The sequence below is a fragment of the Spirosoma foliorum genome, assembly GCF_014117325.1.
Taxonomy (GTDB): domain Bacteria; phylum Bacteroidota; class Bacteroidia; order Cytophagales; family Spirosomataceae; genus Spirosoma; species Spirosoma foliorum.
This window is the reverse complement of the sequence record NZ_CP059732.1, coordinates 217,883-238,568: the sequence shown is the minus strand read 5'-3', so window position 1 is coordinate 238,568 and position 20,686 is coordinate 217,883. Positions and strand designations below refer to the sequence as shown.

Sequence of the window (20,686 nt, the reverse complement as noted above, 5' to 3'; positions counted from 1 at the left end):
AACCTATCAAGGTCTTTACCTGGTTGGTTGTTGGCGTTAGATCAGCGCTTCATTCGTACCTTAGCTTCAGAACCGTTTATAATCGGTCAGAAAGAACAGCTCTGCGAAATGATGACGAAAATACTTTTGGTCGATGATGAAGCCGATTGGGAAGCGCTATTCCGGCAACGTTTCCGCCAACTGATCGTAGCAGGTACCTACCAGATTTTCGTGGCGCAAAATGGTTCGCAAGCACTCCGTTTACTTCAGGAGCAACCAGAAATTGATGTAGTGCTGACCGACATCAATATGCCCGGCATGGATGGGCTTACACTGCTGGAACACATTACAACTGGCTACCCTCAAGTGCCAACAGTGATGGTTACTGCTTATGGCGATATGACCAACATTCGGACCGCCATGAACCGAGGGGCTTTTGATTTCATTACCAAACCGATTGACTTCGCCGACCTTAAAGCCACTATTGATAAAGCTCGACGCTACGCCGAGCAGCTTCGGCAGACTCAGGCGCTTAAAGCGCTTAATGACATGAAAACGCGGTTCTTTGTCAATATGACGCACGAGTTGCGCGCTCCCCTGTCGCTGATCCTTTCTCCCGTTGACCAACTCCTGGAACAGGCAGCGCTGACCCCACCTCAACAGGAACGGTTACTGAGTATTCGCCGAAACGCACAGCAACTATTGCGGCTTATTAATCAGTTAATGGATCTCCACCAACTTGAAGATCAACCGCTTGAGGAAGTCCATGAAGTGGGCGACTTAGCGGGTTTTCTGAGCCAGATTGTTGATCTATTTCGCCCCTCGGCGGAGATTAAACGGCTGGCTCTTAACTTTCACACCGATCTGCCAACGGGCAATTATCGCTTCGATGCGGGAAAGTGGGAAACCATTCTCTATAACCTCCTGACCAATGCCATTCGCTTCACTCCGGCTGGGTCAGTCACTGTAACGTTACATGCGTTACCCCAGGGTGTTCGTTTGGTCGTACAGGATACGGGTATTGGCATTACGGCCCATAAGCTTCCCCATGTATTTGACCCGTTTTATCAGGGTGATAACCAGCGCATTCGGGCAAACGATCCAACAGGCCTCAGTCTGGCCCTGGTCCAGGCCTTAACGCAACGTATGGGCGGGCATATCCAGGTGACGAGTCAGGTCGATGTGGGTACCGAGTTTAGTGTCGAACTGCCTCTTCATCGGATTGGGGGCAATCAATCCGTTCAGTCACTGGCGACTTCCTCTCTGTTGATTGAACTACCCGTCTTACCTCAACCATCAACCGGCCGACCAATAGAATCAGAGTCGGATGCCCCTCCGCTGATTCTGATTGTTGAAGAAAATACCGAGCTACGGGAATACATGGTAGCCGAGCTAACCACCCTGTATCGGGTGCGAACAGCGGCCAATGGCCATCAGGGTTGGGTAGTGGCTAAAGAAGAACTGCCCGATCTCATTATTACCGATTTGATGATGGCTCGCCTGGATGGCTATGGGCTAATTGAACAGCTCAAAGCCGACCCCGTTACCAATCATATTCCTATAGTGCTGCTAACGGCCAGCGCCGATGAAGCGAGTCGGCTTAAAGGTCTGGCGGTGGGAGCCGATGAGTACCTAACCAAGCCCTTTCATCTGGGAGAACTGCAGTTGCGACTTCGAAACCTGTTAGATCGCCAACAACGGTTGCGGGATCATTATCGGAATCAGTTGGCTCAGCCCACCAGTGCGTCTTCGCTCGAGCCAGTGGGCGATCAATTTCTTCGTCGATTCTATGGGCTGATTGACCAGCGACTGGACGACTCGACGTTGAGCGTCGAATGGCTGGCGGAAGAACTTGCGCTAAGCCGCAAAGCGTTGTACCTGAAAATACAAAGCCTGACGCATTTGTCGCCCATTGAACTCATCCGGCAGTATCGACTGCGGAAGGCCATCGATCTGTTGCGGGCGGGTCACGGAGCTTCCGAAACGGCCTATATGGTGGGATTCGACTCGCCCTCCTATTTCACTAAAGTTTTCCGGGAGTTCTATCAGCAAACGCCCTCCGCGTTCGTAAAAGGGTAGCTAACCAGAAATAATTGACGCAATTCTTGACACAGATAAAAGTTTTATCTAATTATGTAAGAACTTACGTAAGTTCTTACATACTATGGATTTTATGGCCGAAATGGCCGAGTTGGCGCTTGCCAGCCGACTCAGGCGATTAAGTGATTTATACTGGCAGGGAGTAACCGCCACTTACCGACAATCGGGAGTGGATTTCGATGTACGCTGGGCCACCATTTTTGTGCTTATCGCGCGTCAGGGACCAGTAGCCGTTATGGAAATAGCCGAACGATTGGGCATTACCCATCCAGCGGTTATTCAGGTTATTAATGAATTGGAAAAACGAGACCTGATTACCTCAGCAAAGTCGGAGCAGGACGGGCGCAAACGCCTGCTTGCACTCAGTGAAACCGGTCAGGCGATGCTCCCTAAACTCCAGCCGCTGTGGGACGCCTTTATCAGCGTGAACCAGGAGATGCTTGGTAATCAAACGCATAACCTATTGACTTCGCTTCAGGAGATGGAAGACCAATTAGCCAAACGTAACTTCTACGACCGAATTCAGGATCAGTTGAACCGAACTAAATAAATGGATAATGTAAGATGAACGAAGTTTCTATCATCCCCTACTCACCCGAATATCAACCGGATTTCAAGCGTCTGAATATTGAGTGGATTTCTCATTATTTCACCGTTGAACCACACGATCTGGAGCAGTTAGATCAACCCGAAACCTATATTCTGCCGAACAATGGGCAGATTTTCCTGGCCAAAATTGGTGATGAAATCGTAGGTTGTGTGGCTATGATCAACATGGGCGAAACCGGTTTCGAGCTGGCGAAAATGGCAGTTTCGCCGAATACACAAGGCAAAGGTATCGGCAAAAAACTATGTGTAGCCGCTATCGACTACGCTCGGCAACTGGGCGTCAAAACTGTTTGGCTTGAGTCAAATCGAATACTTACGCCCGCCCTGACCATGTATGCGCGTGTAGGTTTCCGCGAAGTTCCCAGTGTTCCCACGCCTTACAGCCGTGCCGATATTCGGATGGAGATGACGCTGTAAAACGGGCTTGGTACATTAAGAAGCTGTTTAAATCCGCCCGACTGATTATGAGGCAAAAACAATCCGTGACTGTCAAGGTTAAGCCTAAGCTCAACTATCCAGTTTTCTACGCTGGAACCTGAAAATAGATTAACCATGAAACTGAATCATACGATTGTTTTTTGCCTGGCCGGATTCGTCATTTTCGGCTTTCAAGCGGTTGCCCAGAACACGCCTTCGACCACTTCGACAAATCCAGTTTTAACAACAAGCGGTGTCAAGACAGGAAATACGCTGGCCCTCAGTGCTGCCGAATCCCCTGACCACACGACGCTCTTTCAATTACTAAAAGCATCAGGATTAACCAAACAGGCATCAGGTGCAGGGCCCTATACGGTTTTTGCCCCTAACAACGGCGCTTTTTCCGAATTCTCGAAGGAAGATCTGGATGATTTACTGCTTCCTTCCAGTAAAAATAGACTTATTAAGCTGCTGGCTTATCACGTTGTAAAAGGGCGCATAACCTCCGATCAATTGAAAGACGGCCAGACACTTACGAACCTGGCAGGCCAGATACTAACCGTACATAAGCAGGAAAACTACATTACCATTGAAGATGATCGCGGTACGGTTGCCGATGTTATTCAGGGTAATGTTCGGGCTACCAACGGTGTAGTTTATTCCATCAATAAGGTGCTTCAACCAGCCTCGAACAAAGGGCCAATTGTCCGGTAATCAGACTATTGATAGATCAATTCACGTCTCTTCAACCCCTCTAAATTCTCTAAAAACCCCTAAATCCCCTGAAGGGGACTTTGCTCGTGCTTGAACAAAGTCCCCTTCAGGGGATTTAGGGGTTTTTAGAGCGCATCAGAAATCTCTACCCTACTTCTCAACCAATGCCTCAATAGTTTTCAGGATCATAGGTAGTTTTTCGTGAGCGTTGTTACAAAGCAGAATAATGGTTTTATCAGCGTCGATAAAGCGCATAATCTGGGTTTTGTAGCCAGGATTATCGCCGTCATGCCAGACAACTTTACCCAGCTTAGCATTCTGTTTCAACTCCCAGCCAAAGCCATAGTGTGTCAGTGAACCGTCGTTTAATTTTGCTGGTGTAAATGCTTCTTTAAGGGTTTGTTGGCTCACCAGTTGATTGGTGTAAAGGGCACGATCCCATTTCAACAAATCGCCAACGGTCGAACTAATTCGGCCCGGTCCTTTGCGATTACCCAACCAGATGGCATAGTTGAATTCTGGAAATGAGTCGGCCCGAACGTAGCGCTTTTTTTCGGGCACATACATGTAGCCCCAGGCCATATCAGGGAGTTTGATTTTTTCGGCACGCGTACGAATGTCCGTATGCGTCATGCCAACTGGTTTGAAAATTCGCGTCCGGCAAAATTCGATAAAATCCTGACCAGATGCTTTTTCGGTGATACTCGCCAGGAGCATATAGCCCGTATTGCTGTACTCGTATTTCACGCCCGGCTCAGCCAGTTTAGCTGGATGATACTGAATCAGATAGGCAATATTATCGGCGTTATTGGCCACTTTGCTTTTGTCCCAATACTTATCCATGACATCCTGATAATCAGGCAAACCTGACGTATGGTTGAGCAGATGTCGAATGGTGATACCTGGATACGGCAGGCCAGGAATGTATTTTTCAATCAGGTCATCGTAAGCAAGTTTACCCTGCTGATTCAGCATCATGATCGTCATGGCGGTAAACTGTTTCGACACTGACGCCAATTCGAAAATGGACGACGTTGTTATGGGCGCTTTCGTCTCGAAATTCTTATAACCGAATGCCTGCTGATAAACAGGTTTACCCTTGTCGGCAATGAGAACCACACCGCTAAAATCGGGGACGCTGGCGAAGAGTGTATTCAACTCTTTTGTCAATACAGCAGGCGAACTGGTCTGTGCATACGCAACGAAATTCAGCCATGAAGTTAGAATGAATAAGATCGTAGTAGTTTTGGCTTTCATATAGGAGAGGTTGTATCGTGTTCCCAAATTAAGACCTAGCCGGGATTAATTCGATAACTGCCTACAGAAAAGCCTCGTAAACTCGACAAAAAGCCGAAAAGCGGTGCCACGGTTTGGCTCGAAGTAATGTCCAAACCGTGGTACCGCTTTTCGGCTTTTTGCCGGGTTCGCAAATCATTATAATTATCGTCAACTCATTTCCCAGCGCCTTTCAGCAGAAAATCCTTTACCAGCACATGCTGATCTGTGCTAATAAAATCAACACCAGATTTCCGAAGTTTCGCCCAAACGATGGGGTCTTCGGGGCTTGCCCAGAGTCGTAGCTTTTTACCTTCTTTATGAACTCGCTCAACCAGTTGGCGCAACTTCTCGACCTCATCGGCAGGCATCTCCCCTGCTCCCCGCCATTTAAGCTGATTCGGATACGAATCGCTAATGAATGCCATCACTGCTGAATTGTACCCTTTACCAAGATCACTCGGACGACCATCAACCGACATAAGTCTGGATTTGGCTTTGGCAAGTGTTGGTATAGGTCGATTACCCGAAAGGACAACAGTAACGATACCGGCCTGATTTTTAGTCGGGTTTCCCGTGGTGAGTATGGACCGATATCGTTGTAGTAGTTTTTCTAAAGCCTGATACGTACTATCAGCACTTGTCTTTGCATCGATCATCAGGTAAAATGGCCCTTTGTAACCAGCTAATGCCTGACCACCATGTTGCTTTATCCGCTCAGCCAGCGGCTTTAGATACAGATTTTCGAGGGTTGACGCCGGGTTTCTAAACGAAGGTCGATCATGGGCCACATACAACGTATCGCCAATCAGATGAACATCGGCTTCGACACTTGTAAATCCGTTGTCGAGCGCATCCCAAAGCGGCCTTGATTGCTCATAATCGTTGTGCGCATGGGCATTCGGCAAAGCAACAACTCCGGCTACTGGCTGTGGAACTACTTGTTGGGCAATAGGTTGCGTCCAGGCAGTTTCCACATCGCCCGGCATGAATGGATTGTACTTAGCCTTACTCGAGATAATCTTGGCTCGAAGCACCAATAGATCATCGGTTAGGGCGTAGCTGGCCACGGTATCCGCTACTTCGCGTAGCAATTCAGCCTGTTGACTGCCCTTCCGAATACCGAAAAACTGAATCTTGTATGTTACGTCTGGTTCTGTTTTGATGCGTACGGCAAGCGTGTTGCCAACCTGCGGCAATTGCTTTAGCATCACTCCTGAACTGATGTAGAACCGACCAGCTTCCATAGCCTCGATCAATGCTTTAGGGGTTAACACGGGTGCGTTGACCATGACCCAGCTCCGCCCTGAATTGGCAAACGAAGGGCCGAAAAAGTAATAGTTATGACTATCGTCGGTGCCCATGCCATACATCAAAGGCCGCCCCTGTTGCACGAAATGAAGGTTGATTTTATCCCACATCGACTCGGTACCTTCGTGGGTGCTATCACCGTAATTGTTCACCAGATGATGGCCGTTGAAAACCTCGAAAAATCGCTCATACCGAAGTTGCATCAGGTCTTCGGCTTTAATGGCGTAATAAAAATTGGGGTGGTTGATATGCGTGAACATGGGCTGTCCCGTCAGTCGCCGTTGGGCTACCACCAGATCAATGTTATTCTGCATTACATCGGCCACACTATTACCCGGCAACGGCCGAATGAGGTTCTTTACGTTCGTGACATTAATATGAATCGGTTTACCCTGATATCCCGTCGAAAGTTCTTCGTTTTTCAGGATCAGAAACTTACCCGGCTCTTCAAAATAATTCCGGTATTCGTCCAGTTTTTTTAGCCGAACCTTAAGCGAGTCATTTGCCCCTTTCTGATACACCACCCAATCAGGCCCAAACGTGCGCAGGTATCGGTCAAACGTCCGTCGCCGGTCTTTTTGGTGTGGTACGTTAACCCACTTATCGACGTCCTGCAAAATATTATGATCTGACAGACCCACAAACTGATAGCCATTGGCTTTATACCAGTCCATAATCATCTCCGGGTAGTCGTCGCCATCGCTCCAAAGCGAGTGCGTATGTAGATTCCCTTTGTACCAGTTTTGCGCCTGTGCCATAGTCATCGCAAAGCACAGTATCAGGAGGAGTAAGCCTGTTGTTTTCTTCATTGAATTAAGTGGGTATAGTCGCTCTAAAAGTACAGAAAGGGCCCCAAATACCCGATTTCGTGTCATTAAGGTTGATTGTTACTAAAAGCGCAGGCGGTCATGCTGGGTTAATGCGGACGTTTAATCGGGTAGGAATGATAAGCAATCGAGCAAATCTAAATCGGGTTATGCTTCTGGTATGACCCCATCGGGGTCGCACCACACCATATACCCTTACTCGTTTAACTTACACTCATGCATGTGCGTTGGTTTCTCAAAAGCGACAGTAGGAATTTGAGAAACCAACGCACATGCATGAGAAGGTTTTGAGAAACCTCTCAATGCCAGTTGTAAGCAGCTGGCATCACAAAAAGAGAGCTAGCATCTAAAAAATAGCCCTAAATTTCCCAGACGCTTTCATTGAACGTACATTTACACCAGCAGTCTACAGACGCATTCATTTCGAATCACACATTGTGTCCTATACTCAACCTGAACTCCGAACCGTCAATGTGACCCGCTACGCCAAACCTTTGCGCGAAGGTGGTTCACTCCCTGCTCTTGTCGAAGCCGACGATGAGTTTTTATATGTACTCAAGTTTCGTGGAGCTGGGCAGGGAGCTAAAGCCCTGATTGCCGAACTGGTGGCGGGGGAAATCGCCCGCGCGCTTGGCCTCCGCATCCCCGAAATCGTGTTTGTTAATCTCGACGAAGCCTTTGGCCGAACCGAGCCCGACGAAGAAATTCAGGATTTGCTACGGGCTAGTGAAGGTCTGAACCTTGGGCTTCATTACCTATCTGGCTCCATCACATTCGACCCGATTCTGAACGAAGTCGATCCGCACCTGGCTTCGAAGATTGTCTGGTTAGATGCGTTTGTGATGAATGTGGATCGTACTGTTCGCAACACGAATATGCTCATGTGGCATAAGGAATTGTGGCTCATCGATCACGGTGCATCGCTCTATGTGCATCATACTGGCCCCACCTGGCCCGAGCAAAGTCGGCGACCATTTGCGCAGATCAAGGATCATGTATTGCTAGCTCAGGCCACCCAGCTTGATGCCGTTAATACGGAATTTCACCAACTGCTTACGCCCGATCATATCCAGCAGATTGTGTCGCTGGTGCCCGACGAATGGCTTATGAACAATGGGGTATCGGAATCACCATCCGAACAGCGGGCCGTCTATGCTCAGTTTTTGAAGGATCGCCTGGCCGCATCAGAAATTTTTGTTAACGCAGCTAAAGATGCCAGAAATGCACTTGTTTGAGTACGCCGTTATTCGGGTTATGCCGCGTGTTGATCGGGAAGAATTTCTGAACGTTGGCGTTATTGTTTATTGTCGCTCGCAGGGCTTTTTACAAGTAAAATTTGCGTTGAATGAACACCGCCTTCGGGCGTTTTCGGCAGAATTGGATATGCAGGAACTGGCGGATCGGCTCAGTGCTTTTGAGCGAATTTGTGCGGGTCGTGCACAGGGCGGCCCCATTGGAAAACTCCCCATTGCCGAACGTTTCCGCTGGTTAACGGCAACTCGCAGTACAGTTGTGCAAACCTCGCCTGTTCACCCCGGCTTGTGTACCGATGCAGGCGAAACGCTGGTTAGGTTGTTTGCGCAATTAGTTTTGTAAAGTGTAGCGCGGACATCCTGTCCGCATAGCCTCAGTAATTATTGCAAATGTTCACAGCAATGCGGACAGGATGTCCGCGCTACATCAAACATGAAACACTTCATCCTTTTTTTAGTCCAGTATTGCCTCCTCACATCTAGCTTTGGTCAGTCACGCACTGACTCATTTCTAACAAACTTATTCTCAGCAAACAAGAATCCTGTTTTTCAGGAAGTTCTTAAGCATCCAGAAACATATCGACTGCAAATCATTTACACCCAAATTAATCGGGATAAGGCCAATAGACCTTCGTTTACGAACTATTATTTCCACGTCGATAGCACTGAGTATTTCAATCCGGCATCGACTGTAAAATTGCCACTAGCGCTGCTGTCCTTGGAAAAGCTCAATCGGCTTAATAAACCTAACGTGACCAAATTCACGTCCATGCAGTTCGACAGCGCGTATAGTAAGCAAACGAAAGAGTGGACCGATAAAACGGCACAAAGCGGCTTCCCGTCCATAGCGCACCTGATCAAAAAAGCGTTTCTGGTGAGCGAAAATGATCCATATAGCCGCATGTATGAATTTGTTGGCCAGAGCGAAATCAACCGATCACTCCACGCGAAGGGGTATCTGGATACGCGCATCACCCACCGTTTCGTGCGCATGACCAATGACGAAAATCGGCATACCAACCCCATTCGGTTTATTCAGGACGATGGAAAACTGATTTACGAGCAACCCGCGGCCTTTAATCAGGACCCATTCGATTTCCGACGGGTAGCCAAGCTGGGCAAGGGCTATTACGTCCGCGATAGCCTGGTTCATCAACCGTTTGACTTCACTGAACGCAATAAATTCCCGCTGGAATCTTTTCAGCAAATTCTCCAGTCGGTCATGTTTCCGATGTCGGTTCCGGCTAAGCAGCGGTTCAACCTAACGAAAGACGACTATCGCTTTTTGTATCAATATTTGTCACAATATCCCAGCGAAACCAACTACCCCAAATACGACGCTAATCAGTATTACGATAGCTACGTGAAATTCTTTTTCATGGATAGTCTGCATCACCAGATGCCTGAAAACATTCGTGTCTTCAACAAAGTGGGCTGGGCTTATGGGTTTCTAACCGATGCGTCGTACGTGATCGATTTCAAAAATAAGATTGAGTACATGCTAACTGCCACTGTGTACGTAAACAGCGATGGCATTCTGAATGACGACAAGTATGATTTTGATACAATCGGGCACCCATTTTTGTATCAGCTAGGGCAAACGATTTATCAATACGAATTGACCCGTAAACGCACGTATAAACCCGATTTACAACCATTTCGTATGCCGTATGAGAAGCGACTAAACGATACGCGACCGGTTGTTAAAGATGTTGATAATTGAGTCTGCGATGTGATGCTGGCGCGGGTATTTACCCGTGCCTATTAATTTAGCCAGTATTCACTGGCGTTCTAGCTATTCATATGTCAGCGAATGCTGACGAGATTAAACGACACGGGTAAATACCCGCGCCAGATCATGCCAAAATCCCTAACTTACTCCTTTATTCCTTAAGCCTTAATCGTATCGATATGTTCCTCAAATCTATAGCTAGAACAGTAGCGTTCGTTGCGCTCACGATCAGCACCTTATATGCCCAAACGGGTACGAAACAGAATCCCCCTTTATTGACGGTAGCAACCTCTGAAAGCGCTGGATTCTATACCGAACGACTCAATAAACTAGACGGCCTTATTCAGTCGTATATCGACAAAGGTGCGTTTCCGGGGGTGGCCGCTATTGTGGTACGAAACGGCAAAATTGTGTACCACAAATCCTTCGGCAAATCGGATCTTGAAACCAACAAGCCCCTAGCGAAAGATGCCATTTTTCGGATTGCATCGATGACCAAAGCCATCACATCACTGGCCGTCATGATGCTCCACGAAGATGGCAAAATTATGCTCGATGACCCCATTAGCAAGTACATCCCAGAGTTTGCCAAACCTGTTGTTCTTGACAAGTTTAACGAAAAGGACAGCACCTATACAACTGTTCCGGCCAAACGGGAAATTACGATTCGTCACTTGCTATCTCACATGTCGGGGATCAATTACAATGTCATAGCCAGCGATCCAAGGATGCGGGCGATTTACACAAAAGCAGGTGGCATTCCCGACGCTTTCGTAACGGACAATATCAAACTTGGAGATATGGTGAAGAAACTGGCCAAACAGCCACTGAACCACCAGCCCGGCGAAAAATGGACGTATGGACTAAGCATCGACGTGCTGGGTTATCTGGTCGAAGTGGTGTCGGGGCAAACATTGGCAGATTTTTTCCAGAAACGCATCTTCGAGCCACTGGGCATGAAAGACACGTACTTCTATCTGCCCGATACCAAGAAAGATCGACTGGTGGCCCTTTATTCGGAAGATAAAGACAAAAAGTTGATTAAAACCGCTTCGATTAAAACGCTCCCGGTCGATCCGGATTTCCCAATTATGGGTGCTAAAACCTACTATTCTGGTGGAGGTGGTTTATCCAGCACGGCCTACGATTACGCCATTTTCCTGCAAATGTTGCTCAACGATGGCGTATATAATGGCAAGCGTTTGTTGAGTCGAAAAGGTGTTGAGTTGTTTACGAATTCGAACCAAACCGGCACGTTGTTTCCAGACCCGGGCAATTATTTCAGTTTAGGATTTGAAGTAATTAGCGAAAAAGGACATTCAAAAGATCTCAATAGCATTGGCACATTTTCGTGGGGTGGCGCTTTCAGTACTCACTACTTTGCTGATCCTAAGGAGAAAATCAGTGTAGTATTAATGAAGCAAATGTGGGGGACAACCTACGGAGGTGAACTCGATAAAAAGTTTGACGTATTGGTTTATCAGGCATTGGATGAGTAGATTGTTTTCTCGACAGGATTAACGGGATAAAACAGAATTTTCTAATTCACTTTTAAATTCTGTTTTATCCCGTTAATCCTGTCAAAAAATATAAAAATGCATCGTTTCTTCTGGCTTTTCAATTGCTGGTTATTGGCAACCAATACGTTTGCCCAAATCCAATCTTTACCAATTTACAAACCTATCCCATTTAAACAAGATTGGCTAATTATGCCGGTTTCGCAAAAAGCAGGGGTCTTTCAAGCCAATAATGGTAAAGATTTAGTCGTAGCGAATGGCCTCATCAGTCGTCGGTTTCGGATTGGTCCCAATCTGGCTACAGTCGATTACCAGAACCTGTCGACCAATGAGCAATTTGTTCGTTCTGTAAAGCCCGAAGCGAAGGTCATTCTGGATGGCAAAACATATAATGTAGGTGGATTATATGGTCAGAAAGAACATGCTTATCTGCGCGAAGAATGGCTTGATGGATTAACCGCGAATCCGTCTGATTTTCAGTTTAAGACCTTCTCCATTTCGCCTATTAAGCCGTATGTTAACTGGAAATCGCGAACCTGGACCATGAACCGAAATCAGCCTGGTGGTCAGGAAATAACGCTGGTTTTTACGTCCCGTCTTCCGGAGTTACAGGGCGTAGAAATCGACGTTCACTATGCGATTTATGATGGTATTCCAGCGCTTTGCAAATGGGTAACTCTTGAGAACAAGAGCCAGAAGTCGCTTCATATCAATCAGGTTATCAACGAGATATTGGCAACTCCCGAAGAAGAATCGGCGGTGGTGGGCAAGCCGGAGCAGATGAAGAAACCGCAACGGATTTACATTGAGAACAACTTCGCGTTCAACAATGCCATGCGCTACGATCTGTCGGATCAGGCTACGCATTGGAAAACCGATTCGCTCTACACATCCCAGGTAAACTACAACTACGAAACCCCCTGTTTACTGGAAGTATACCCAACTCTGGGCGTCGGCATTGATCTGTCTCCAACGCAAACGTATACCTCCATACGCTCTTATGAACTGCTCCTGGACTCCTACGACCGTGAACGCAATGGCTTAGCTCGCCGTCGGTTTTACGCGACGGTTACGCCCTGGACAACGCAGAATCCCATTTTTATGCACCTGGTCAGTACCGATCCAGCAACGGTAAAAAACGTGATTGATCAATGTGCCGAAACGGGCTATGAAATGGTCATCCTTAGTTTTGGCAGCGGCCTGAACATGGAAGATGTCAGTGATGCGAACATTCAGAAATTCAAAGCGTTGGCGGATTACGCTCATAGCAAAGGCATTCTGTTAGGCGGCTATTCCCTGTTTAGTAGCCGCCGAATTGATGATGAGAATGATGTAATTGATCCGAAAACCGGGCTACCCGACGAAGGCGCGTTTTTTGGTCATGCGCCCTGCTTGGCCAGTCAATGGGGCATCAATTACCTGAACAGTCTGAAAAAATTCATTACCGAAACCGGCTTTGATCTACTCGAACACGACGGGCCTTACCCTGGCGATGTCTGTGCGTCGACAAAACATCCGGGGCACAAAGGGCTCGATGATTCACAATGGGTTCAGATGGACATGCAGAAAGGCTTTTATCGGTTTCTGAACGAAAAAGGCGTCTATATCAACGCACCCGACTGGTATTTCATGGATGGCACCAACAAGATTGCGTTAGGGTATCGTGAAGTCAATTTTTCACTATCACGCGATCAGCAAAAACTCCTGAACCGACAAAATATCTTTGATGGTACCTGGGAGAAAACGCCCGCCATGGGGTGGGGCTTTGTACCGCTCACCAAGTACCAGGGCGGTGGCCCAGAAGCTGTACTAGAACCACTTAGCGAGCATCTGTCTGATTATGAGCAACTCATGATGCAATACTACGGAGCGGGCGTTCAAGCCTGTTATCGAGGTCCGCGCTTATACGATACAGAGGCTACGAAACAGACCGTTCAGCGTGTGATTAGCTGGTACAAAAAATACCGCCCAATTCTCAACTCTGATTTAATTCACCTCCGCCGACCCGATGGCCGCGATTGGGATGGCATTCTGCATGTGAATCCTTCGCAGAAAGAAAAGGGATTGGTAATGCTCTTCAATCCCTTAAAAACTAAAATCACCCGAACAATAAAGCTTCCTCTCTATTATACTGGCCTACGCGAAATGGCCCAGATACGGCAAGGAGAAGGCAAAGCAAAATCATATCGACTGAATCGAAATTACGAGGTAGAAATTCCGGTGGAAATTGGGCCAGAGAGTTACGCTTGGTGGGTTATTGAGTAGTGAAACATTGGAGGATATTTTTGTCATCCCGACGCAAGGAGGGATCTCTAGCGTCAGGCAATTAGAGATCCCTCCTTGCGTCGGGATGACAAAAACTCATCAGTATACTAGAGCAAAACCTAGACTAACTATCTCATTTTCAAAACCTCTCATCATCTATCTGATCAAGCGATTCGTGGTAGGAAATTATCTGATAAAGCACCTCTACGGCAATGGCAAAGTTATCTTCACCTACCAGCTCTTTGTACGTATCAGTAAGTTTTTCCTGCTCCCGTTTAGCCACCAGCAGTAATTTCTTACCATTATCAGTCAACGTAATTTTAGAACTACGGCCATCGCGTTTACTTTTTTCGGCCTGAATCAGTCCCTGGGCTTCCAGCTCTTTCACCGTCCGACTCATGGCTTGTTTGGGTTGCATGGCTCGTTTTGCTAATTCCTGATTCGTAGTTCCATTGAGACTAATATTAGCCAGGAACTTCATGAACGACGTTTTGAAAGGTATATCCGTTGAACTATTCATGGAACGCTGCATCCAACCATCGGTCAGTCGCTTGGTAACAGCAATTAACCGAACCCAATTGCGCTCGTTATTCTGCATGTAGTCGATTAACTCCGCCAGGATAGCCTTCTTTTTTTTCGCTCCCATTCTATTTTAGTACGAGCTATAGCAAGCAAACTCGTGCTTACAAATATAGTCACACATGATTACTAATTAGTCAACAAATAGGACTATATTTGTAAGCGACTTAACTAAATCGAAATCCTAAAACAACAAATAATACATCAATGGCTCTTAAACATTTAAACTTAGCCGTGCCTGATGTGGCGCAAACCGTATCCTTTTTCGAGAAATACTTTGGTTTTCACACAGACGAAGTAAAAGGCGACAATGTTATCGCTATTCTGGAAGACAACGACGGCTTTATCCTGTCGATCAGTAATTTCAAGAAAGATGTAATTCCCCAATACCCAGCCGACTTTCACGTTGGTTTCGTGCAGAAAACACCTGAGCAAGTCATGGAAATTTATCAAACCATGAAAGCTGATGGCATCGACGTTGGAAAAGAACCGCACAACTATGGCGGTCGCGGAACCTACTCGTTTTACGTAACAGCGCCGGGTAATTTCCTGATTGAAGTTTTGTGCGTGATTTGAGAAGCGGCCATTCATACCGTTCACTCAATAGGTGCTTCGAGCAGAAGTTAGTTGCCCTTACTTTCGCAAGTACTCTGTTTATTAAACCCTAACCGTACGTTTCTCACCATGTCACAGCTCGATCACCTCCTAACGGAAGTCGCATTTGCCCGTACCCGATACATTGATGAAGTGCGCAACCTCACCGAAGAACAAGCGCATTGGAAACCATCAGCTCACGTATGGAGTGTAGTTGAAAACACAGAACATCTGTACTGGGCTGAACATGGCGGTATTTGGGGAATCTGGCGGGCATTTCATGCTAAACAAGCAGGAACTCCCGTTTGGGAAGGCGAACTGATTCATAGAGGGCTACCCATCGAAACCATTATTGAGCGCACCTGGCAAGCCAAGGAGCAAGTACCTGCTATTGCGGCTCCCCGGATGGGTGGTTCACTGTCTTTCTGGTTATCTGCTTTCGCCAGTTTACAACAACCTTTGAGTGATCTGGCAACTGCGCTAGCCAATGAAGATCTGGAAACAATCATTCATCCACACGCCCTGTCTGGCCCACTGGACATCCGACAGCGCTACGAGTTTCTCCGCTTCCACATCGACCGGCATCGGAATCAGGTTATGGCATTAGGGTTGAGTTAAACCAAGTCAGGGAAGTTGGCACGAACCATAGCGGAGATTTATATAGTTTGCTACTTTTTTCGTAAAATTAACCCAATTTCAACCGTCGATTGACGAAGCAACCTTAAGCAATATGCAAATAACAATTGAGGTAGAAGACAGTGTCATTGAATCGCTGGGGTATGAGCGGGTCAGAGACTTACTGAGTGATTCGGCAACCCATCTGGAAATGAAGGTGGCTGCTCTGGAAATTCTTAGAGAACTATCAGAAAACGATCCAGTGAATGACCCAACCTGGAAAACCGCCCGAGAACAGGCTTGGGAACAAGAAAAATATAAGTATTTAGGTAAACACAAGGAATGAGCTACGTCATCGATGCCAATGTACTAATGAGTGCTTTAATCAGTGGCAAAGCGTTTTATAAAACTATTTTCGGATCACTTGATTTGTTAGTGCCCGAATTTGCTCTCGTTGAAATTGAGAAGTATAAAGAAACTATCGTACAAAAATCAAAACTGGATGAGATAGCGATTCGACGTTATACATTTGACGTATTCCAACAGTTAACCATCTTGCCCAATTACTTTCTCTCAGCAGGTGCATTAACCGAAGCAGATCGACTTATCGGTCACATCGACGCCAAAGACATCAGCTATCTTGCCTTAGCGATACAAACCAATTCAGTATTGTTAACGCGCGATCAACCCATTTACAAAGGAGCCCGCCAGAATGGGTTTCGTCGGATTATATTATTTGACAACTTTCTACGGCAATACTTATAAACTACACTTCCTCCGTCTGTAACTGCTTCTCATACAGTTCTCGGTAGGCGCCGTTTTTGGCGAGTAGTTCTTCGTGCGTGCCTTGCTCAATGATTTCGCCTTCGTCGAGCATGATGATGTTGTCGGCCAGTTTGGCAGACGAAACCCGGTGCGAAATCACAACCGAAGTTCGGTCGGCCATGATGCGCTGGAGATTGTTCAGAATGATGTTTTCGGTGTTGGTATCTACCGCCGATAAACAGTCGTCCAGAATCAGGATTTTGGGGTCGCGGGCAATAGCACGGGCAATACTCAACCGCTGTTTCTGCCCACCTGATAACGTAACGCCCCGCTCGCCAACGCGCGTCTCGAACTGTTCCGGGAAATCCAGTACATTCTGATATAAATCAGCATCACGAATAGCCTGATCGACCCGCTCTTGTGGCAGATCGGGTTTACCGAAACGAACGTTGTTGCTGATGGTTTCCGAGAACAGGAATACGTCCTGTGGTACATAGCCCATTTGCTCCCGCAACGAGGTCAAATTGTAATCTTTGATCGGAATACCGTCGATTAGAATTTCCCCAAACGTTACATCGTACATCCGGGTTAGTAGATTCGCCAGGGTGCTTTTCCCTGAACCAGTCGTTCCCAGAATAGCCACGGTTTCGCCTGCCCGAACGTGCATCGAGAATTCCTTAATGGCAATAATTCCCGAATCAGGATAAACGAATCGAACGTTTCTGAATTCTATACCACCCTGAATTGTGTGGACAATATTCTTCTGAGATACAATATCGGTTTTAATGTTCAGGAATTCGTTGATGCGCTCCTGCGAAGCAGCCGCCCGTTGGGTTTGGCTCGTGGTCCAACCCAGTGCCATTACGGGCCACGTTAGCATGTTGACATAGAGAATGAACTCCGTAATGTTGCCGGGGGTGAGTCGTCCGGCCATAATTTCCTGACCACCGACGAAAATAACCAGTACGTTACTCAAGCCCACCAGAATCGCGACAATCGGAAAGAACAGCGAATCAACCCGCGTCAGGCTCAGCGATTTATTCCGGTATTCGTCACTCTCAATTTCGAACTTGGCCGCCGAATTAGCTTCCTGTACAAAGGCCTTTAAAACGCGAATACCCGAAAACGCTTCCTGCACATACGTCGACAATCGAGACAATGACCGCTGGATTTCCTCCGACCGCCGAATGATAATATTGTTGACTATGTAAATCGCTATCGACAGAACCGGCAACGGCAACAATACATATAGCGAGAGTCGAGCATTGATACTCACCATGTAGCTGATCACCAGAATAAACAGCACAATCAGGTTCAGCCCATACATGATACTCGGCCCAACATACATTCTGACTTTGCTGACATCTTCTGAAATCCGGGCCATCAAATCGCCCGTATTGTGCTGCCGGTAGAAACTGAGCGGCAGCGTTTGATAGTGGTCGTAAATCTCGTTTTTCAGGTCGTATTCAACGTGTCGGGACATAACGATCAGCGTCTGTCGAACGAGGAATAGAAAGAACCCTTTCAGTAAGGCCAGTATAAGCGTTAGTACGCCAAAAAGCAGGATACTAAAGGCAAACACCTCATAAAGTCCCGATTGCAAAGGCGATTTATCGTAGAGATAGTAAACGTCCAGCGTTTCTCGTACCAGATCGAGCGCGTAACGCACCAATTGCGCGGGGAAAATGCCAAAGAGATTGGAAATAGCAGTAAAGGCCGTTCCCAAAATCAGGTACCATTTGTATTTGAGGAGATATTTATTGAGGTAGGAAAGTGCTTTCACAGAACAACCAACAGCGTTTCATTCGTAACGGAAGGTAGTTTGGAAAAGTTGCAGGAAATATAGTCGACAGTCAGTAGTCAATAGAGTATAGTAGTTTATACATCTACAACTATCAACTACACACTATTAACAATTGACTGTTGACTATCGACTAAAAAGTCCGTACTTTTGCACCCGATTTCAATCAAGCAGTTCTTTTCTTACCGGTAGATTTTAGACTTAGGCGGATGCTCAACAGGCGATTACTCCGAATAAAGGTCATGCAGGCGTTATACGCCCTTCGGCAGGCCGAATTTTCAAATCAGCAAATGGCCCTCGATGGCATTAATGATCTCTTCCAACCCGACCTAAACTCGATGCTTCCGCAGGACAAGCGGCAACTCGAAGGCTACCGGAAACTCGCCAGCTTACTCTTTGAGGAAGCCATCAAAACCAATCAGTCCGCTAAAGACGACGATGCTCCGAACAAGGTTCTGAAAGCAGCTAACGATGGCTTTGTTTTCTATCAGATTCGGACAAAAAAAAGATCAGCAGCACCTCGCCCAGATGTTACTGAAGCAGGTAAATGGCATTTACGACGATTATTTGCTGGTCATGCAGCTACTCGTTGAGCTTGGTCACGTAGCCCATATCGACAGCGAACGTAAATACCGAGACGTTGACGAAGCCCCGTTTCCGTTCGAATCAACGCTCAATGATAATACGGTTGTGCAGGCACTGGCCCAACATCAGCCCCTAAAAAATGAAACCCTTCGGCATGGTATCTCGTGGAGCGATGATCTCGCTTTTGTTCGGAAAGCGCTTCGCGAAGTACTGAAAGCCGATGAAACCTACCGAGCCTATTGCGAGAAGCGTACGCACACGGCAGATGAAGATCAGGCATTGGCACAATACGTGCTACGTACCTTAATATTCAAGCACGAAACCATTCGCGATCATCTGGCCGAAATCGACTTAAGCTGGGCAGAAAACAGCGAAGTTGTTCGTGGATTAGCCATTCGTACCATTAAATCGGTCCAAACGCCAACCGGTTTGAAACTTGAGCCGCTTACCGACGATTGGGAAGAAGACGAATTATTCCTGAATACGCTGTTTGACAAATCTCTGGAAAACGATGCTGATTATGAGCAGTTACTCGCCGATCAGCTTCAAAACTGGGATGTAGAACGAGTAGCTATGCTCGATAAAATCATTTTAAAACTGGCGGTTTGCGAGTTACTCAGTTTTCCAAACATTCCGGTTAAAGTAACGATTAATGAATATATCGAACTAGCAAAGGCGTACAGTACGCCTAAAAGCGGTAAGTTTGTCAATGGAATATTAGACAACCTGTCTGAGAAGTTACAAGCCTCAGGCCGTCTGCGTAAAAGCGGACGCGGGTTGTTGGACAATAAGTAGCGTTATATAGTTGTAAGGTTGTAGGCGGTTCGCCGTTGGTATAGTTAGCTTCCTTTTAAACTATATAACTCTATACTCCACAACTTTATAACTTTAAATACAATGAGCAGAATTGGCCGTGATTTAACCTTTTTGCTGACCGGTATTGCCGCCGGTTCTCTGTTTGGATTACTGTATGCGCCCGACAAAGGCAAAATTACCCGTGATCGACTTTCATTCCGCTTGTCTAAATATAGAGAACAGATTAATCTGTTGCTCGAAGATTTAGGCAACTCAGCAGAGCAGCCCGAAAACTCATCGAAGAATGAAGGGCAACGCGTCGTAAATGATGCCCGCGAAAAAGCCGAACGTCTACTCGAAGACGTAGATCGGCTGATGGCTCAGATTAAGCAACAGAATACATAATACGTTTTGTTAAAAGTTTGTAGTTTGACGTTTGTAGTTCGCTGAAACATCAAACTACAAACGTCAAACTACAAACTTATTTAAAATGCATCTCAGAAATTGGCTACTCATAACAACCTTAGCTACCATTGGCTTTGGGCAGATTAGCTGCGATAATCGTCAACAAGGAAAAGAATCGAAAGAAGTGGCTTCCGGAAAGATGCCCAAAATCACATTTGCCGAAAAAGGTATTTATGATTTTGGCACACTAACCGAAGGCGATACAGTTGAGCACACATTTGCGTTTACAAACACGGGTGAGTTTCCGCTGATCATCAATAACATTACCGCTTCCTGCGGTTGCACTACTCCCGACTGGCCACATGAGCCAGTAGCTCCCGGCGCGAAATCGTCGGTACGGGTACGCTTTAATAGCCGCGGAAAAAGTGGTGAACAGAGCAAAACCATCACCATCTTTGCCAATACAGAACCAGCCATGACTGACCTTCACTTCAAAGCGATGGTGAATACGAAAGCTGATTCGACCAAAAACTCATAATACCACCAAA

19 protein-coding genes and 1 pseudogene are annotated in these 20,686 nt (G+C 46.7%); 16 read left to right on the top strand and 4 right to left on the bottom strand.

The window, feature by feature from the left end; translation table 11 throughout:
• The first annotated feature begins 108 nt into the window (after window positions 1–108).
• From H3H32_RS01015 to H3H32_RS01000, 4 genes are all read left to right on the top strand, one after another.
• Complete coding sequence (locus H3H32_RS01015; RefSeq protein WP_182460839.1) at window positions 109–2,058, top strand: response regulator; 1,950 nt, start codon at window positions 109–111, stop codon at window positions 2,056–2,058.
• An 85-nt stretch (window positions 2,059–2,143) separates the two neighbouring features.
• On the top strand, window positions 2,144–2,629 hold the full coding sequence (locus H3H32_RS01010; RefSeq protein WP_182460838.1) for a MarR family winged helix-turn-helix transcriptional regulator: 486 nt from the start codon (window positions 2,144–2,146) through the stop codon (window positions 2,627–2,629).
• Window positions 2,630–2,643: 14 nt separating this feature from the next.
• Complete coding sequence (locus H3H32_RS01005; protein WP_182460837.1) at window positions 2,644–3,105, top strand: GNAT family N-acetyltransferase; 462 nt, start codon at window positions 2,644–2,646, stop codon at window positions 3,103–3,105.
• A 135-nt stretch (window positions 3,106–3,240) separates the two neighbouring features.
• Window positions 3,241–3,819, top strand: a complete 579-nt coding sequence (locus tag H3H32_RS01000) for a fasciclin domain-containing protein (RefSeq protein WP_182460836.1) — start codon at window positions 3,241–3,243, stop codon at window positions 3,817–3,819.
• A 150-nt stretch (window positions 3,820–3,969) separates the two neighbouring features.
• Here the strand turns inward: H3H32_RS01000 and H3H32_RS00995 are convergent, their stop codons facing one another.
• The gene (locus H3H32_RS00995) at window positions 3,970–5,076 is read right to left on the bottom strand and encodes a serine hydrolase domain-containing protein (protein ID WP_182460835.1); all 1,107 of its coding nucleotides are present in this window, start codon (window positions 5,074–5,076) and stop codon (window positions 3,970–3,972) included.
• 194 nt (window positions 5,077–5,270) lie between these two features.
• A complete protein-coding gene (locus H3H32_RS00990; RefSeq protein WP_182460834.1) occupies window positions 5,271–7,214 on the bottom strand; it encodes a histidinol-phosphatase in 1,944 nt (647 codons plus the stop codon).
• A 455-nt stretch (window positions 7,215–7,669) separates the two neighbouring features.
• On the opposite strand from H3H32_RS00990, the gene H3H32_RS00985 reads away from it, so the two are divergent.
• The 5 genes from H3H32_RS00985 to H3H32_RS00965 all read left to right on the top strand — a co-directional run bounded on the left by H3H32_RS00985 (window position 7,670) and on the right by H3H32_RS00965 (window position 13,999).
• A complete protein-coding gene (locus tag H3H32_RS00985) occupies window positions 7,670–8,467 on the top strand; it encodes a HipA family kinase (protein WP_182460833.1) in 798 nt (265 codons plus the stop codon).
• Window positions 8,445–8,828, top strand: coding sequence for a DUF3037 domain-containing protein (locus H3H32_RS00980; protein WP_182460832.1), 384 nt, complete (start codon window positions 8,445–8,447; stop codon window positions 8,826–8,828). Before H3H32_RS00985 ends, H3H32_RS00980 begins: the two co-directional genes overlap by 23 nt.
• A gap of 90 nt (window positions 8,829–8,918) precedes the next feature.
• Window positions 8,919–10,208: a serine hydrolase gene (locus tag H3H32_RS00975; protein ID WP_182460831.1), complete on the top strand. Its 1,290-nt coding sequence runs from the start codon at window positions 8,919–8,921 to the stop codon at window positions 10,206–10,208.
• A 188-nt stretch (window positions 10,209–10,396) separates the two neighbouring features.
• Window positions 10,397–11,716, top strand: coding sequence for a serine hydrolase domain-containing protein (locus tag H3H32_RS00970; protein ID WP_182460830.1), 1,320 nt, complete (start codon window positions 10,397–10,399; stop codon window positions 11,714–11,716).
• Between the two features lie 96 nt (window positions 11,717–11,812).
• Window positions 11,813–13,999 (top strand): alpha-galactosidase, encoded by a 2,187-nt coding sequence (locus H3H32_RS00965; RefSeq protein WP_182460829.1) that lies wholly within the window; start codon window positions 11,813–11,815, stop codon window positions 13,997–13,999.
• 139 nt (window positions 14,000–14,138) lie between these two features.
• On the opposite strand, the gene H3H32_RS00960 is transcribed toward H3H32_RS00965, so the two are convergent.
• Window positions 14,139–14,645: a MarR family winged helix-turn-helix transcriptional regulator gene (locus H3H32_RS00960; protein WP_182460828.1), complete on the bottom strand. Its 507-nt coding sequence runs from the start codon at window positions 14,643–14,645 to the stop codon at window positions 14,139–14,141.
• A 140-nt stretch (window positions 14,646–14,785) separates the two neighbouring features.
• On the opposite strand from H3H32_RS00960, the gene H3H32_RS00955 reads away from it, so the two are divergent.
• The 4 genes from H3H32_RS00955 (at window position 14,786) to H3H32_RS00940 (ending at window position 16,552) form a co-directional block, all read left to right on the top strand.
• Window positions 14,786–15,154 carry a VOC family protein gene (locus H3H32_RS00955; RefSeq protein ID WP_182460827.1) on the top strand — a complete coding sequence of 123 codons (369 nt, stop codon included), beginning with the start codon at window positions 14,786–14,788 and terminating at the stop codon, window positions 15,152–15,154.
• A 108-nt stretch (window positions 15,155–15,262) separates the two neighbouring features.
• The gene (locus tag H3H32_RS00950; RefSeq protein WP_182460826.1) at window positions 15,263–15,790 is read left to right on the top strand and encodes a DinB family protein; all 528 of its coding nucleotides are present in this window, start codon (window positions 15,263–15,265) and stop codon (window positions 15,788–15,790) included.
• 112 nt (window positions 15,791–15,902) lie between these two features.
• A complete protein-coding gene (locus H3H32_RS00945) occupies window positions 15,903–16,133 on the top strand; it encodes a hypothetical protein (protein ID WP_182460825.1) in 231 nt (76 codons plus the stop codon).
• Window positions 16,130–16,552 carry a PIN domain-containing protein gene (locus H3H32_RS00940; RefSeq protein ID WP_182460824.1) on the top strand — a complete coding sequence of 141 codons (423 nt, stop codon included), beginning with the start codon at window positions 16,130–16,132 and terminating at the stop codon, window positions 16,550–16,552. The genes H3H32_RS00945 and H3H32_RS00940 overlap by 4 nt, the downstream gene beginning before the upstream one ends.
• A 1-nt stretch (window position 16,553) precedes the next feature.
• On the opposite strand, the gene H3H32_RS00935 is transcribed toward H3H32_RS00940, so the two are convergent.
• Window positions 16,554–18,335: an ABC transporter ATP-binding protein gene (locus H3H32_RS00935; protein WP_182460823.1), complete on the bottom strand. Its 1,782-nt coding sequence runs from the start codon at window positions 18,333–18,335 to the stop codon at window positions 16,554–16,556.
• A 260-nt stretch (window positions 18,336–18,595) separates the two neighbouring features.
• Between H3H32_RS00935 and nusB the strand changes: the two are divergent.
• The 3 genes and pseudogenes from nusB (at window position 18,596) to H3H32_RS00920 (ending at window position 20,676) form a co-directional block, all read left to right on the top strand.
• Window positions 18,596–19,733, top strand: a pseudogene (nusB, locus tag H3H32_RS00930) (transcription antitermination factor NusB).
• Between the two features lie 102 nt (window positions 19,734–19,835).
• On the top strand, window positions 19,836–20,138 hold the full coding sequence (locus H3H32_RS00925; RefSeq protein ID WP_182460822.1) for a YtxH domain-containing protein: 303 nt from the start codon (window positions 19,836–19,838) through the stop codon (window positions 20,136–20,138).
• A gap of 85 nt (window positions 20,139–20,223) precedes the next feature.
• A complete protein-coding gene (locus H3H32_RS00920) occupies window positions 20,224–20,676 on the top strand; it encodes a DUF1573 domain-containing protein (RefSeq protein WP_182460821.1) in 453 nt (150 codons plus the stop codon).
• Window positions 20,677–20,686: the final 10 nt, after the last annotated feature.